This is a genomic window from Allostella sp. (assembly GCF_041913585.1).
Taxonomy (GTDB): domain Bacteria; phylum Pseudomonadota; class Alphaproteobacteria; order ATCC43930; family Allostellaceae; genus Allostella.
This window is the reverse complement of sequence record NZ_JAYSFE010000003.1, coordinates 23,325-37,233: the sequence shown is the minus strand read 5'-3', so window position 1 is coordinate 37,233 and position 13,909 is coordinate 23,325. Positions and strand designations below refer to the sequence as shown.

At 71.9% G+C, this 13,909-nt stretch carries 16 protein-coding genes; 9 read left to right on the top strand and 7 right to left on the bottom strand.

Annotated elements, in window-relative coordinates; translation table 11 throughout:
- Window positions 1-40 precede the first annotated feature (40 nt).
- The 4 genes from pyk (at window position 41) to ACE3Q3_RS01260 (ending at window position 3,855) form a co-directional block, all read left to right on the top strand.
- Window positions 41-1,456: a pyruvate kinase gene (gene pyk / locus ACE3Q3_RS01275; protein WP_374440611.1), complete on the top strand. Its 1,416-nt coding sequence runs from the start codon at window positions 41-43 to the stop codon at window positions 1,454-1,456.
- 96 nt (window positions 1,457-1,552) lie between these two features.
- Complete coding sequence (locus tag ACE3Q3_RS01270; RefSeq protein WP_374440609.1) at window positions 1,553-2,206, top strand: class I SAM-dependent methyltransferase; 654 nt, start codon at window positions 1,553-1,555, stop codon at window positions 2,204-2,206.
- A gap of 77 nt (window positions 2,207-2,283) precedes the next feature.
- Entirely contained in the window at window positions 2,284-3,381 is a 1,098-nt protein-coding gene (gene ada, locus ACE3Q3_RS01265) for a bifunctional DNA-binding transcriptional regulator/O6-methylguanine-DNA methyltransferase Ada (protein WP_374440607.1), read from the top strand.
- An 84-nt stretch (window positions 3,382-3,465) separates the two neighbouring features.
- Window positions 3,466-3,855 (top strand): RidA family protein, encoded by a 390-nt coding sequence (locus ACE3Q3_RS01260; protein ID WP_374440604.1) that lies wholly within the window; start codon window positions 3,466-3,468, stop codon window positions 3,853-3,855.
- Window positions 3,856-3,903: 48 nt separating this feature from the next.
- Here ACE3Q3_RS01260 and ACE3Q3_RS01255 read toward each other — a convergent pair whose 3' ends face one another.
- The 7 genes from ACE3Q3_RS01255 to phnD form a co-directional block, all read right to left on the bottom strand.
- Complete coding sequence (locus ACE3Q3_RS01255; RefSeq protein WP_374440601.1) at window positions 3,904-4,809, bottom strand: EamA family transporter; 906 nt, start codon at window positions 4,807-4,809, stop codon at window positions 3,904-3,906.
- A gap of 42 nt (window positions 4,810-4,851) precedes the next feature.
- Window positions 4,852-5,619 carry a methyltransferase domain-containing protein gene (locus tag ACE3Q3_RS01250; RefSeq protein ID WP_374440598.1) on the bottom strand — a complete coding sequence of 256 codons (768 nt, stop codon included), beginning with the start codon at window positions 5,617-5,619 and terminating at the stop codon, window positions 4,852-4,854.
- A gap of 71 nt (window positions 5,620-5,690) precedes the next feature.
- Window positions 5,691-7,337, bottom strand: a complete 1,647-nt coding sequence (locus ACE3Q3_RS01245; RefSeq protein WP_374440595.1) for a Na/Pi cotransporter family protein — start codon at window positions 7,335-7,337, stop codon at window positions 5,691-5,693.
- A 127-nt stretch (window positions 7,338-7,464) separates the two neighbouring features.
- On the bottom strand, window positions 7,465-8,280 hold the full coding sequence (phnE, locus tag ACE3Q3_RS01240; protein WP_374440592.1) for a phosphonate ABC transporter, permease protein PhnE: 816 nt from the start codon (window positions 8,278-8,280) through the stop codon (window positions 7,465-7,467).
- Entirely contained in the window at window positions 8,280-9,089 is an 810-nt protein-coding gene (gene phnE / locus ACE3Q3_RS01235; protein WP_374440590.1) for a phosphonate ABC transporter, permease protein PhnE, read from the bottom strand. The genes phnE (ACE3Q3_RS01240) and phnE (ACE3Q3_RS01235) overlap by 1 nt, the downstream gene beginning before the upstream one ends.
- Window positions 9,086-9,931, bottom strand: coding sequence for a phosphonate ABC transporter ATP-binding protein (phnC, locus tag ACE3Q3_RS01230; RefSeq protein ID WP_374440587.1), 846 nt, complete (start codon window positions 9,929-9,931; stop codon window positions 9,086-9,088). The genes phnE (ACE3Q3_RS01235) and phnC overlap by 4 nt, the downstream gene beginning before the upstream one ends.
- A gap of 30 nt (window positions 9,932-9,961) precedes the next feature.
- Window positions 9,962-10,945: a phosphate/phosphite/phosphonate ABC transporter substrate-binding protein gene (phnD, locus tag ACE3Q3_RS01225; protein WP_374440583.1), complete on the bottom strand. Its 984-nt coding sequence runs from the start codon at window positions 10,943-10,945 to the stop codon at window positions 9,962-9,964.
- Window positions 10,946-11,116: 171 nt separating this feature from the next.
- On the opposite strand from phnD, the gene ACE3Q3_RS01220 reads away from it, so the two are divergent.
- From ACE3Q3_RS01220 to ACE3Q3_RS01200, 5 genes are all read left to right on the top strand, one after another.
- Window positions 11,117-11,617: a DM13 domain-containing protein gene (locus ACE3Q3_RS01220; protein ID WP_374440581.1), complete on the top strand. Its 501-nt coding sequence runs from the start codon at window positions 11,117-11,119 to the stop codon at window positions 11,615-11,617.
- 86 nt (window positions 11,618-11,703) lie between these two features.
- The gene (locus ACE3Q3_RS01215; RefSeq protein WP_374440579.1) at window positions 11,704-12,297 is read left to right on the top strand and encodes an EF-hand domain-containing protein; all 594 of its coding nucleotides are present in this window, start codon (window positions 11,704-11,706) and stop codon (window positions 12,295-12,297) included.
- 43 nt (window positions 12,298-12,340) lie between these two features.
- On the top strand, window positions 12,341-12,994 hold the full coding sequence (locus tag ACE3Q3_RS01210) for an RNA polymerase sigma factor (protein WP_374440576.1): 654 nt from the start codon (window positions 12,341-12,343) through the stop codon (window positions 12,992-12,994).
- Window positions 12,991-13,359, top strand: coding sequence for a hypothetical protein (locus tag ACE3Q3_RS01205; RefSeq protein ID WP_374440573.1), 369 nt, complete (start codon window positions 12,991-12,993; stop codon window positions 13,357-13,359). Before ACE3Q3_RS01210 ends, ACE3Q3_RS01205 begins: the two co-directional genes overlap by 4 nt.
- Window positions 13,356-13,886, top strand: a complete 531-nt coding sequence (locus ACE3Q3_RS01200; protein WP_374440571.1) for a periplasmic heavy metal sensor — start codon at window positions 13,356-13,358, stop codon at window positions 13,884-13,886. The genes ACE3Q3_RS01205 and ACE3Q3_RS01200 overlap by 4 nt, the downstream gene beginning before the upstream one ends.
- Window positions 13,887-13,909: the final 23 nt, after the last annotated feature.

Sequence of the window (13,909 nt, the reverse complement as noted above, 5' to 3'; positions counted from 1 at the left end):
TGTATCGTCGGCGGCGGTGGTCGAGCTTCCCGGAGGAACGATGCGGCGGACACGCAGCACCAAGATCGTGGCGACGCTGGGGCCGGCCAGCGGCTCGCCGGAGGTCATCGGGGCGCTCTTCGACGCCGGGGTCGACGTCTTCCGGCTGAATTTCAGCCACGGCACCCACGACGAGCATCGCGCGCGCTACGACATCATCCGCGCCGTCGAGCAGGAGCGGAAGCGCCCGATCGGCATTCTGGTCGACCTCCAGGGGCCGAAGCTCCGGGTCGGCACCTTCGTCGACGGCAAGGTGGTGCTGAAGGCGGGACAGTCCTTCCGCCTCGATCTCATCGACCGACCCGGCGACGAGACCCGGGCCTTCCTGCCGCATCCCGAAATCTTCGAGGCGATCTCGCCCGGCACCGATCTCCTGCTCGACGACGGCCGCATCCGCCTCCGCGTGGTGCGGCTGCGCGGCAAGGTGGCCGAGACCGAGGTCGTCACCGGCGGCCCGCTCAGCAACCGCAAGGGCGTCAACGTGCCGAACGCGGTGCTGCCGCTCTCGGCGCTGACCGAGAAGGACCGCCGCGACCTCCGCTTCGGCCTCGACCTCGGCGCCGACTGGATCGCGCTGTCCTTCGTCCAGCGGCCGGAGGACGTGGCCGAGGCCCGCCGGCTGATCGAGGGCCGGGCGGCGATCATGGTCAAGCTCGAGAAGCCGCAGGCGATCGAGCGGCTGCAGGAGATCCTCGACCTCACCGACGCGGTCATGGTGGCGCGCGGCGACCTCGGCGTCGAGATGCCGCCGGAGGACGTGCCGGGCCTGCAGAAGCGCATCGTCCGGGCCTGCCGCGCCGCCGGCAAGCCGGTCGTGGTGGCGACGCAGATGCTGGAATCCATGGTCAGCGCCCCGGCGCCGACCCGCGCCGAGGCCTCCGACGTCGCGACGGCGGTCTATGACGGCGCCGACGCGGTGATGCTGTCGGCCGAGACCGCCGCCGGCGCCTACCCGCTGGAGGCGGTGGCGATCATGAGCCGCATCATCGGCCGGGTCGAGCAGGACCCGCTCTACCGGCCGATCATGGATGCCGAGCATTCCCCGCCCGAGCACACCGCGGCCGACGCCATCACCGCGGCCGCCGCCCAGGTCGCGCAGACGATCGGGGCGGCGGCGATCTGCACCTTCACGACCTCGGGATCGACGACGATGCGGGCGGCGCGCGAGCGTCCGACGTCGCCCATCCTCGGACTGACCGCCAATCTCGCAACCGCGCGGCGGCTGGCGGTGTTGTGGGGGGTGCATTGGGTGCCGACCCGGGACATCCGGTCCTTCTCGGACATGGTGGAACGGGCGCGGCGGGTTGCGGTACAGGAGGGCGTCGCCCAGTCGGGCGACCGACTCGTCATCACCGCCGGCGTCCCGTTCGGGACGCCCGGCTCCACCAACACGCTCCGCATCGCCTGGGTCGAATAGGCCGCGCACAGGCCCCGGTCGAACCGGCGGACGTTCCAGGCTAGGATTGCGAGTCGATCGACTCTCGTCGGCGATTGAGGAAACGAGCCCGTCTCCATGAAGATCAAGGTTTGGGCGGAAGAGATCGCCCGGCGTCACCTGGACCCGGACGCGATCCGACGGACCTACGACCGCTATGCCCGCGTCTACGACGGCATCTTCGGTCCCATCCTCAATCCCGGCCGTCGCCGCGCCGTCGTCGCTGCCGAGCGCGCCGCCGGCCTGCGCATCCTCGAGGTCGGGGTCGGCACCGGCCTGTCGCTGCCGCTCTACCGCCGTTCCCGGGTGGTGGGAATCGACGTCTCGGACAAGATGCTGGAGCGTGCGCGGCGCCGGGTCGAGCGGCACGGGCTGACGAACGTCGAGGACCTCCAGGTGATGGACGCCGAGGCGACCGCGTTCCCGGCCCAGTCCTTCGATTCGGTCGTGCTGATGCACGTCGCCTCGGTGGTGCCGCACCCCGACCGCCTGATGCTGGAGATGCGGCGGGTGCTGCGGCCGGGCGGCGAGGCGGTCGTCCTCAACCATTTCTGGACCGGCCGCGGCCCGATGGCGGTGATCGAGCGGGCGCTGGCGCCTGCCTCCAACACCATCGGCTTCCGTCCGCTGTCGCTGGACGAACTGATTTCGGTGACGCCCCTCACCTTCGTCTCGGAGGAGCGGGTCAACCTCTTCGGCTACTGGAGCCTCGTGCGCTTCCGCCGGGACTGAGTGCCGGCGCAATCTCCGGATATCGGGAGCGCAGCCGGGGGCATTAGGTAGGGGCATCACTTTTCGGGAGCCCTGCCATGGAAGCGATGCCGATGGACGAGCAGGCCTGCTGGACGGCCGTGGTCGAGCGCGACGCGGCCGCCGCCGGGCGCTTCGTCTATGCCGTCGAGAGCACCGGGATCTTCTGCCGGCCCGGCTGCGCCAGCCGCCGGCCGAAGCGCGAGAATGTCCGCTTCTTCCCGATTCCCGAGGCGGCGCGCGCCGCCGGCTTCCGCGCCTGCCGGCGCTGCCGCCCGGAGGCGGCGGAGGCGGCGGACGAGCGGGTGACGCTGGTGCGCCGCGCCTGCCGGCTGATCGAGGCCGCCGAGGACAGCCCGCCCGGCCTGGCCGAACTCGGGGCGGCGCTCGATGCGAGCCCGTTCCATCTGCAGCGCCTGATGCGCCAGTTCCTCGGCCTGTCGCCCAAGGAATATGCCGACGCGCTGCGCATCCGCCGCTTCCGCGACGACCTCAAGGCGGGCGAGGGGATCGCCGGGGCGACGTTCGGGGCCGGCTTCGGCTCCTCCAGCCGGGTCTACGAACGGGCAGGGCGGGAACTCGGCATGACGCCGGGACGCTACCGCCGCGGCGGCGCCGGCGAGCGCATCGCCTACGCCACCGCCGACGGACCGCTCGGCCGGGTGCTGGCGGCGGCGACCGAGCGCGGCGTCTGCTTCGTCGCGCTCGACGACGATCCGCGGCGGCTGACGGCGGCGCTGGCGGCCGAGTTTCCCGAGGCCGACCTCGTGCCCGACGCCCCGGCCCTGGCCGAGGTGCTGGGGGCCGTCGTCGCCTATCTCGAGGGGCGCCTGCCGCATCCCGACCTGCCCCTCGACCTGCGCGGCACCGCCTTCCAGCGCCGCGTCTGGCAGGAACTGCAGCGCATTCCGCCGGGCGCCACCGCGAGCTATGCCGAGGTCGCGAGGCGCATCGGCCAGCCGACGGCGGCGCGCGCCGTCGCCCGCGCCTGCGCCACCAACCCGGCCGCCCTCGTCGTGCCCTGCCATCGCGTCGTGCGCGGCGACGGCCAGACCTCCGGCTATCGCTGGGGCGCCGAGCGCAAGACGGCGCTGCTGGAGCGCGAACACGAGCGCCAGCCGTCGCCGGCGGCGCGCAAGGCCGCAGGCGGCGGTTGAAGGCGGGGCCCCCGTCCGGTGCATACTTGCACCCGACGGGGTGCCCCATCGGCGGGCGCCCCAGGCGAGGGAGTGAGACCAGCCATGAATCGTGCCTTCAATCCGCCCGGCGTGGCGGCGCCCGCCGGAGCCTACAGCCACGGCGTCGAGGTGCCCGCCGGCGCCCGCCTGCTCTTCGTCGCCGGCCAGGTCGGCACCAACCCGGACGGCAGCGTGCCGCCCGACGTCGGCGCCCAGACCGACCGCGTGTTCGAGAACATCAAGGCGATCCTCGCCGGCGCCGGCATGGCGATGGCGGACGTCGTGAAGCTGAACGCCCTTCTCGTCTCGCCCGAGCATCTGGCGGCCTTCCGCGAGGCCCGGAACCGCCATCTCGGCCCGTGCCGGCCGGCCTCGACGCTCGCCATCATCAGCGCGCTGGCGAGCCCGGCCTTCCTCGTCGAGGTCGAGGTGATCGCCGCCAAGTCGCCCTGAGCGGCGGCGCATGATGCGGCGCCGGGGCCGTCCGACGGCCCCGGCGCCTCAATGCAGGAGCAGCAGGGCGACGACGCCGACCGCGACCAGCAGGATGCCGACGAGTTCGCGCCAGGTCGGTGGCTCGCGGAAGCCGAAGCGCGACACCAGGACCGTGAAGACGAGTTCCACCTGGCCCAGCGCCCGGACATAGGCGACGTTCTGCAGCGTCATCGCCGTGAACCAGCCGGCCGACCCCAGCACGCTCATCACCCCGACCGGGGCCGCATGGCGCCAGGCGCGGATCACCCGCATCACCTCGCCGCGCTCGACCGCCTGCAGATAGGCGGTCATGAGGACCGTCTGCAGCGCCGTGACCGAGGCCAGCGTCATCAGCGAGCGGACGACGAAGTCGGCGTCGCCCAGGGACAGCGACGCGCCGCGGATGCCGATCGCCGACACCCCGAAGAGCCCACCCGAGGCGAGGCCGTAGAGGGCGGCGCGGTCGGTGACGCCGAGCAGCGCCTGGCGCCAGCCCGACGCGCCGGCCGGCACCGAGAGGGTCAGCACCCCGGCCAGCCCGATGACGATCGCCACCCACCCGCCCAGCGTCAGCGGCTCGGCCAGGAAGATGGTCGCGAGCAGCGCGGTCTGCACCGTCTCGGTCTTGGAATAGGTGGTGCCGGCCGCGAAGTTCCGCATCGTGAAGGAGAGGATGAGGAAGCTGGTGGCGACGATCTGGGCGACGCCGCCGAGGAGGCAGAAGAAGAGGAAGCGGCCGCCGGTCGCCGGCATCGCCACCCCGGACAGCCCGAGATAGGCGAAGAAGGCCGCCGCCGCGATCGGCGCGCCGTAGATGTAGCGCGCGTAGTTGACGCCGTTGGTCGACAGCCGGCCCTTCAGCACCTTCTGCTGGGCCGTGCGCAGGCATTGCAGCAGCGCCGCCGCCACCGTGATCGGCACCCAGAGGTCCATGGTCGCCGCCCTCCCCGGAATCGCCTCAGGCCGGCCGCGGGTTCACTTCTGGATGACCATGAAGAGACGGCGGAAGGGGAAGAGCGTGCGCCCGTCCTTCTCGGGCGGGTAGGCGGCGGCGATCTGCTCGGCGTACGCGGCCTCGAAGGCGCTGCGGTGCGGCTCGTCGAGCGCGTCCAGCAGCGGCTTCAGGGCCGAGCCCTTGGTGAACTCGACGACCGGATTGTCGCCCGTCAGCACCTGCATGTAGACGGTCTCCCAGATGTCCGGCCGCTCCGCATGCTCGGCGAGGAAGCGGTAATAGGCCTCCGGGGCGGCGACGGGCGAGGGACGCAGCAGCGGCTCCAGCACCGGCCGCCAGGGGCCGGCGAGCGCGGTGTCGAGGATGCGGGTGTGGGAGGCCGCCTCGTAGTTGCGCGGCATCTGGACCGCCAGCACGCCATCGGGCGCCAGCCAGTCCATCAGCCTGGGGAAGAGCCGGTTGTGGTCGGCCAGCCAGTGCAGGGTGGCGTTGGAGTAGATGACGTCGACCGGGCCCTCCGGCTCCCAGGTCGCGATGTCGGCCTCGATCCAGGTCACGTCGGGCATGGCGGCGCGCGCCTTGGCCATCATCTCGGGGCTGTTGTCGACCCCGATGATGCGCGCCCCCGGCCAGCGCCGGCGGAGATGGACGGTGACGTTGCCGGGTCCGCAGCCGAGATCGATTACCGTGCCCGGCTGCTCGGTCGGGATGCGCGCCAGCAGGTCGAGGGCCGGGCGCAGCCGGTGGTCGGCGAATCTCAGATACTGGCTCGGATCCCAAACGGGCATGGCGCGTCCTTTCCGCTCCGGTTTGCGGCAGCGGTTGGTGCCATGGCGGCCGGCCCCCCCGCAAGGGGCGATCAGGCGGTGGCGAGCCGGCTCGGGCGCAATTCCCCCGCTTCCTCGAGGATCGGGTAGGCGACGGCGATCAGGTGCGAGTGGATCCGCTTCAGGTCGCGCAGCACGTCGAGATGCAGCGAACTCGTCTCGATGCTCTCGATGCGCCCGCTCTGCAGGCGTTGCAGATGCCGCTCGGCCGCCTTGCGCTCGGACTCGCGGAACATCGTCTTCTCGGCGATCAGGCGGCGGGCGATCGACACGTCGCCGCCGACGAAGGCGGCGAGCGAGAGCTTCAGCGTCTCCAGCACGCGGCCGTGGAGGTCGGCGATCTCGGCCAGGCCCTCGCTCGAGAAGGCGAGGTGGTTCTTGATCTTCTTCTGGGCCAGTTCCATCAGGTTCTTGTCGATGATGTCGCCGACATGCTCGAGGTTGGTGGAGAAGACGATGATCTCCATCACCCGCTTGCCGTCGGCCGGGCCCATGACCTCGCGGCTGATCTGGGTCAGGTAGCGCTTGATCGCCTCGTGCAGCCCGTCGATCACGTCGTCGCGGCGGCTGATGTCGGCGACGAGCTTGCGGTCGTCCTGGCGGAACACGGTCATCGCGTCGCGCAGCATGCTCTCCAGCGCATCGCCCATGCGCAGGGCCTCGCGCTGCGCGGCGGCGATGGCGACGGGCGGGCTTTCCAGCGCCGCGCGGTCGAGATGCCGCGGCAGGGCGGGGTCCGCCGGCATCTCGGGGGTCGGCAGCAGCCGCTCGATCAGGCGCGCGATCGGGCTGAGGAAGGGCAGGAAGACGACCGCGATCGCCAGGTTGAAGACGAGGTGGAAGGCCACGACCTGGCGCCCGATCTCGCCGCCGGCGAGCGGCGCCAGCTCGGCCACGAACGGCAGCAGCGGCAGCGCGGCGGCGACGCCGATCCAGCGGAAGGCGGCATTGCCGCGGGCGACGCGGCGGGCGCCGATCTCGCCGCGCCAGGTCGCCATCAGGGCCGGGATGGCGGCGCCGGCGTTCACTCCGAGCACGATCGCCAGCGCCAGCGGCAGCGGCACCAGCCCGCTGCTCGCCAGCGACATCACCAGGAGGATGGTGGCGAGGCTGGAATGGGCGAGCCAGGTGAGGAGGGCGCCGAACAGCACCGCCAGCACCGGCTCCTGGCCGAGGCTGGCGAGGATCGCCTTCAGCGTCGCCGAATCGCGGATCGGGTCGGAGGCATGGACGATGAGCTGCAGGGCAAGCAGCAGGAGCCCGAGGCCGACCGCCGCCCGGCCGAGGTCGCGGCGCAGCGAGTTCGCGGATGTCGAGAAGCCGAACACGCCGAGGAGGATGAGGAGCGGCGACAGCCAGCTGACGTCGAAGGAGAGGATCTGCGCGACCGCGGCGGTGCCGACGTCCGCCCCCAGCATCACCGCGAGTGCCGGGGCGGTGGCGACGAGGCCGCGCTCGGCGAAGGAGGCGACCATCAGCGCCGTCGCGGTGCTGCTCTGGAGCAGGGCGGTGACGCCGAGGCCGCTGGCGAAGGCCCGCGGCCGGCTGCTCATGGCGCGGCCGAGGATGCGGCGGAGATCGCCGCCGAAGGCGCGCATGACGCCGGTGCGGACCATGCGCAGGCCCCAGAGGAGCAGGGCGACGCCGCCGAGGAGATGGATGATGACGGTGGTTGCCAAAATGCCCGCGATCCTGACCCTGCGGCGCGGAGGGTGCCCGGCCGTAACAAATCGGTAACAATCCGCAATGTCGGCCAACCGGCCGGATTTTCAAGCGGAATCGTACCGGACCGGGCCGCGGCCGGGGTCAGATGATGGCGTGGCGGATGCGGGCCGACAGCCACTCGCTGGCGAGCACCGTCACCAGGATGACGAGGAAGATGACCGACGCCTCGCGCCAGGCGAGCTGGCTGATCGACGCCTCGAGCTGCAGACCGATGCCGCCGGCGCCGACGAGGCCGAGCACCGTCGATTCGCGGATGTTGATATCCCAGCGGAACACCGAGATGCCGGCGAAGGCGGGCGCGATCTGCGGCACCATGGCGTAGCCGATGACCTGGGGCCGCGTCGCCCCGGTCGCCTGGACCGCCTCGACCGCGCCCTCGTCGATCTCCTCCAGCGCCTCGTAGAGGAGCTTGCCGATGAAGCCGACGGAGCGCAGCGCGATGGCGAAGATGCCGGCGAGCACGCCGGGGCCGATGATCGAGACCAGCAGCAAGGCCCAGATCAGGGAGTTGATCGAGCGCGAGGCGACGATGACGAGGAGCGCGACCGGGCGCACGAAATAGACGCTGGGCGTCGTGTTGCGCGCGGCCAGGAAGGCGAGCGGCACGCCGAAGACGATGGCGATGAGGGTGCCGAGGGTGGCGATGTTGAGCGTGTCCCACAGCGGCCGCCACAGCCGGTCCATGTAGGACCAGCGCGGCGGCACCATGCGGCCGAGCAGGTCGGCCGCCTGGGTATGGGCGTCCTCGACGAACATCCACATCGTGCGGTCGCTGATGACCTCCCACGACAGGACGACGATGGCGGTGGCGACGAGCCAGCCGAACCAGATCGCGAGCTGGGCCGCGCGATCGCGGCGCTGCCAGGCCTTGGTGCCGGAGCGGACGGAGACCGGCATCACTGCACCCAGCGGCGGATCGCCGACGATCCGTACTCGGCGATCATGACGATGGCGATGATGACGAGCAGGATGGCGGCCGCGACGTCGTACTCGTAGCGGTCGAAGGCGGTGTTGAGGGTGGCGCCGATGCCGCCGGCGCCGACGATGCCGATCACCGCCGACTCGCGGAAATTGATGTCGAGGCGGTAGAGCGACAGGCCGATCAGGCGCGGCATCACCTGCGGCTGGACGCCGTAGTTGAGAAGCTGGAACCACGACCCGCCGGTCGCGCGGATCGCCTCGACCTGGCCCCGGTCGATGTCCTCGATGTCCTCGGCGAGGAGCTTGGAGAGGAAGCCGACGGTGCCGAAGACCAGGGTCAGCACGCCCGCGAAGGGGCCGAAGCCGAACATCGCGACGAAGAGGATGGCGACGATGATCTCCTGGAAGGTGCGCGACAGGGCGATCAGGCCGCGGCAGAAATAGTAGACCGGTCGCGGCGCCAGGTTGCGGGCGGCGCCGAGCGCCACCGGGATCGACACGACGAGCCCCAGCACCGTCGCCACCACCGTCATCACCAGGCTCTCGGCGAAGCCTTCGAAGATCTCGTCGAAGCGGCTGGTGAAGTTGGGTTGCAGGAAGCCGGCGACGAAGCGCCCGCCGCGCTCCATGCCCTCCGCGATCCGGGTCCAGTTGACCGGGATGTCGGTGACGGCGACGACGAGATAGGCCGCCGCCGCCACCAGGATGCCCCAGCGCAGAAGCGGGTTGGCGATCAGCGGCGGCGGGCGCCACCGCCGCGCGCGCTCCAGGGCGGCGGCGGTCACGTCAGGCCGGCCAGGCGTTCGCGGTCGACGGCGGCCGCCTCGCCATGGCCCGGCAGCGGCTCCGGCTCGCCCTCCTCGTCGGGCAGGCGGATCGTCTGCGACCAGTCCTCCTCGCCGTAGATGAGGGTCAGCACGTCGGCCGTCAGTCCCTCGGGCGGGCCGTCATAGACGATCTCGCCCGAGCGCAGCCCGACGATGCGCTCGGCGAAGAGCTGCGCCAGGGCGACGTCGTGGATGTTGATGATGGCGGCCAGCCCGCGCTCGCGGCAGAGCTCCTGCAGGAGGCGCATGATCTGCCGCGAGGTCTTGGGGTCGAGGCTGGCGGTCGGCTCGTCGACCAGCAGCAGGGTCGGGTCCTGGAGCAGCGCGCGGGCGATGCCGACGCGCTGCCGCTGGCCGCCCGACAGCGCGTCCGCCCGCTTGTCCTCGAAGCCGGCGAGTCCGACCCGTTCCAGGAGGGCGAAGGCGGCGGCGACGTCGGTCTCCGGGAAGCGCCGGAACCAGCTCCGCCAGAAGCCGACATAGCCGAGCCGGCCCGACAGCACGTTCTCCATCACGGTCAGGCGTTCGACCAGGGCGAACTCCTGGAAGATCATGCCCATGCGCCGCCGCGCCTGGCGGAGCGCGCGGCGCGACAGGCCGGTGACGTCCTGGCCGTCGAGGGAGATCCGGCCGGCCGTCGGCTCGACCAGTCGGTTGACGCAGCGGATGAGGGTGCTCTTGCCGGCGCCGGACGGGCCGATCAGGGCCATGATCTGGCCCTTCGGCACGGTCAGCGACACCCCCTTCAGCGCGCGGTCCCCGGTCGGGTACTGCTTCGCCAGCCCTTCGATCACCAGCACCGCGGCGCCCCCCTCCCCCGTGCCGTCCGCTCAGCTGCCCTTGCACTCGTACTTGACGCCGGTCAGCTCGTCGAACTTGCGGATCACCGCCCAGTCCTTCTTGAAGGCGATGGGCACGAACTTCTCTTGCGGCGGCTGGCTCTTCTGGAACTCCTTGAGGAGTTCGCTGCCGTCCCACGGGAAGCTGAAGAACGCCTCCTTCACCTTCGCCGCCAGTTCGGGCTTCAGGTTGTAGACGTGGCCGTAGCCGGTGGTCGGGAAGGTCTCCGACCGGAAGATCACCCGCAGCTTGCTGCCGTCGACGGCATTGCGGGCGATCATCCGCGTCTTGACCGAGTTGGCGATGGCGGCGGCGTCGTAGTCCTTGTTGGCGACGCCGAGGATCGAGTTGTCGTGCTTGCCGGAGAAGGCGGTCTTGTAGTCCTTGTCCGCCTCGAGACCGAAGTCGCTCTTGAGCAGGGCCGACGGCGCCTTGAAGCCCGAATTCGAGGTCGGCGAGGTGAAGGCCAGCGTCCTGCCCTTCAGGTCCTTCACCTCCTTGATCGGTCCGTCGGCCTGGACGATCAGTTCCATCTCGTAGCCGTACTCGTCCTTCCTCGAGGCCATCATCGCGAAGGGGACGAAGCCGGCGCAGTTGACGGCGATCGGGTTCGAGCCGGTGTTGAAGCCGGCGATGTGCAGGCGGCCGGCCCGCATCGCCTCGATCTGGGCGGCGTTCGACTGCACCGGGAAGAACTGCACCCGCTTGCCGGTCACCTTGGCGAGATGGGCGAGGAAGCCGTCCCACACCTTGCGGTAGACCTCGGGGTCCTCGACCGGGGTATAGGCGAAGATCAGGGTCGGCGGGTCGAGCAGGCGCTTGGGGTCGGTCGGGGCGTCGGCGACCATGTCGCCGTCGCGGTCGCAGAAGCGCTGGTCGAGCTGGCCGCGCGGACAGTCCTCGGTCTGGGCGAGCGCCGGCATGGCCGGCAGGGCGAGCGCCGCAGCGGCGGCGAAGGCGAAGCGGACGAACATCAGGGACTCCTCCCGCGGAAGCTTCGGGTGGCGGCGGTGCCGGTCACCTCGTTATCTGCGCCGCAGATTACATATTGATGGCGGTTCGATGAACCCCTGCGTGACCTCGGCCGCCGATTTCCTCGTCCGGCCGGGTCGCGCTATGCTGCCGGGCGCGGGGAGGGCGAGAACATGCGCAGGCTTCTGGTCGGCATCGCGATCGGCCTGGTTCTGGGGGGCGCCGGCGGCTTCGCCGCGGGCATCTTCTTCTTCCCGTACATCTTCCCGCCGCCGGTGGCGAACCAGGAAGTGGCCGACCGTGCCGCGCACGCGGTGCTCGGGACCGGCACCTTCGTCCATGCCGATCCCTCCGACCCGATCCATTGGGGGCGCGGCAGCGTGACCATCCTGCAGGACCCGTCCGGCCGGCGCATCGTCCATCTCGAGAAGGATTTCGAGGTCGGGCCGGGCCCCGACTACCGGGTCTATCTCGTGCCGCACCCGGCGCCGCGCGCGAAGGACGACGTGCGGGCCGCCTTCGTCGACCTCGGCGGCCTTGCCTCCTTCAAGGGCAGCCAGACCTACGCGGTCCCGGCGGACCTCGACCTCGGCCGCCAGGGTTCGGTCGTCATCTGGTGCCGCGCCTTCTCCCAGCTGATCTCCCCCGCCACCATCGAGCGCAAGCCGCAATAATCTGCGCAGGAGTCCGCCCGGCGGCGCGTGGAAGGTTGGACGGGCGAGCACGGCCCGTCGGCCCCCACCCCCCGAAAGGACGTGCCATGAAGTCTCTCGTTTCCGCCGCCGCGCTCGTCATCGGCCTCGCCGCCGCCGGCACCGTCGCCGCCGCCCCCGCCCAGGGCGACGGCGGTCCGTCGCGCCGCCAGGCCGGCATCATCAAGGCCATGGACAGCGACGGCGACGGCAAGGTCTCCAAGGCCGAGTTCATGGCCTTCCAGCCGCGCGGCCGGTTCGCGGTCGCCCCCGACGCCAGCATCACCCGCGAGGAGTTCATGAAGCGCGGCCCGCACCGCGGCGGTCCCGGCGGTCCCGGCGACCGGGCCGAACGCATGGAGGAGCGCCGTGCCGAGCTCTTCAAGTCGCTCGACAAGGACGGCAACGGCAGCCTCAGCCGCGAGGAGTTCATGGAGTTCCGCGGCGGCTGGACGAAGGGCCGGCACGGCGACCGCCGCGCCATGGCCCAGAGCCGGCGCGAGGAGGCCTTCAAGCGGCTCGACACCAACGGCGACGGGGTGATCGACCCGGCCGAGCGGGCCGCCCAGCGCGAGGCCGCCTTCGCCCGCATGGACCGCAACGGCGACGGGTTCGTCACCGCCGACGAGCTGCCGCGGCGCGGGCCGCGACCGGCCCGCTGAGCGCGGCCGCCGGACGGACGCACCGCAACCGGGGCGAGCCGCGATGACCTCCCTCGCCGGGACCCTGCCGGCCGTCCTGCCCTTCGGCGGGCGGTCCGGCTCGGCCGGGGAGGTCTATGCTCGGACGATGGTGGATGCGGGCGAGTCGGACGAGGAGTTGATGGCGCGCACCGGGCGCGGCGACCGTCTCGCCTATGCGCGCCTTCTCGACCGCCACCTCGCCCGCACCCACGCCGTCGCCCGTCGCTTCCTCGCCGACCCGGCCGAGGCGGAGGACGTGGCGCAGGAGGTGTTCCTGCGCGTCTGGACCCAGGCGCCGCGCTGGAGCCCCGACGGTGCCCGCCTCACCACCTGGCTCTACCGGATCACCATGAACCTGTGCATCGACCGCAAGCGCAAGGTCGTGCCGCTGCCGCTCGAGGCGGCGGGCGAGCCCGAGGACGCACGTCCCGGCGCCTTCGAGCAGCGCCATCAGGGCGAGGTGCAGGCGCATCTGGCCCGTGCGCTCGCGGCCCTGCCGGAGAACCAGCGCGCCGCCGTCGTGCTGAGCTATTTCGAGGGGCTCGGCAACGGCGAGACCGCGGCCATCCTCAACACTACGGTCGGCGCCGTCGAATCGCTGCTCGTCCGCGCCCGCCGCACGCTGCGCGAGCGCCTCGGGCCGCTGCTCGTCGGCGTGCTGGAGGAGGGATCATGACCGAAGAATCCCGTCGTCCGCCGCCCGCCGGCGCCACGCCGCCCGCCGGCGCCACGCCGACCGACCGCGACCGCCTCGACCGGGCGCTCGACCGGCTGATCCGGAGCGCGCCCGATCCGGCGCCGCCCGCCGATCTCGCCCGCCGCATCCTCGCCGCCACCGCGTCGGTGCCGCAGATGCCGCCGGCCCGCACGGCTGCCCGTCCGTCGATCGGGCTGCGTCCGCGCGCGCTCGCCGCGGCATTTGCCCTGGTCGCCGCGATCGGCTTCGCCGTCGGCTGGGCCGAGCCGCTGCTGATCGGTGAGGCCCAGGCGGTCGACGTCACCCCCTTCGTCCTGGGCTCCGACCTGGAGATCGATCTGTGAGCGACGTCCTTCCGGCCACGCCTGCCGCATCGCCGCCGCGCTGGCGCCGCTGGCTGCTGCCCGGCTGCCTGCTGGTGTCGCTTGCGGTCAACGTCTTCCTGGTCAGCGCGCTCGTCGGCCGCTACGCCCGCGACCATGGGCCGGGACCCGAGATGCTGGTCGGCTTCCGCGGGCTGACGGAGGGGTTGCCCGAATCCGCCCGCGACACGCTGCGCGAGAGCTTCCGCGCCCGCCGCGGCGAGATCGGGCGCGAACGGCGCGACCTGCGCGAGGCGCGGCGCCGGGTCGTCGACGCGCTCGCGGCCGAACCCTTCGACGCCGCGGCGGCACGGCAGGCCTTCGAGGGGCTGCGGGACGCCAACGGCGAACTCGCACGCATCGCCCAGGACGCGCTCATCGAGGCGGCCGGCCGCATGCCGGCGCAGGAGCGGCGCGAACTGCTGCAGCGCCGGGTGCGCCATCCGCGGCAGCCGGGCGAGGGGCCGCCACCGGGACCACCGGGCGGCGGCGCCGGCGGCCGCATCTGAGCGGCGTCGGGTTGCACGGCGCG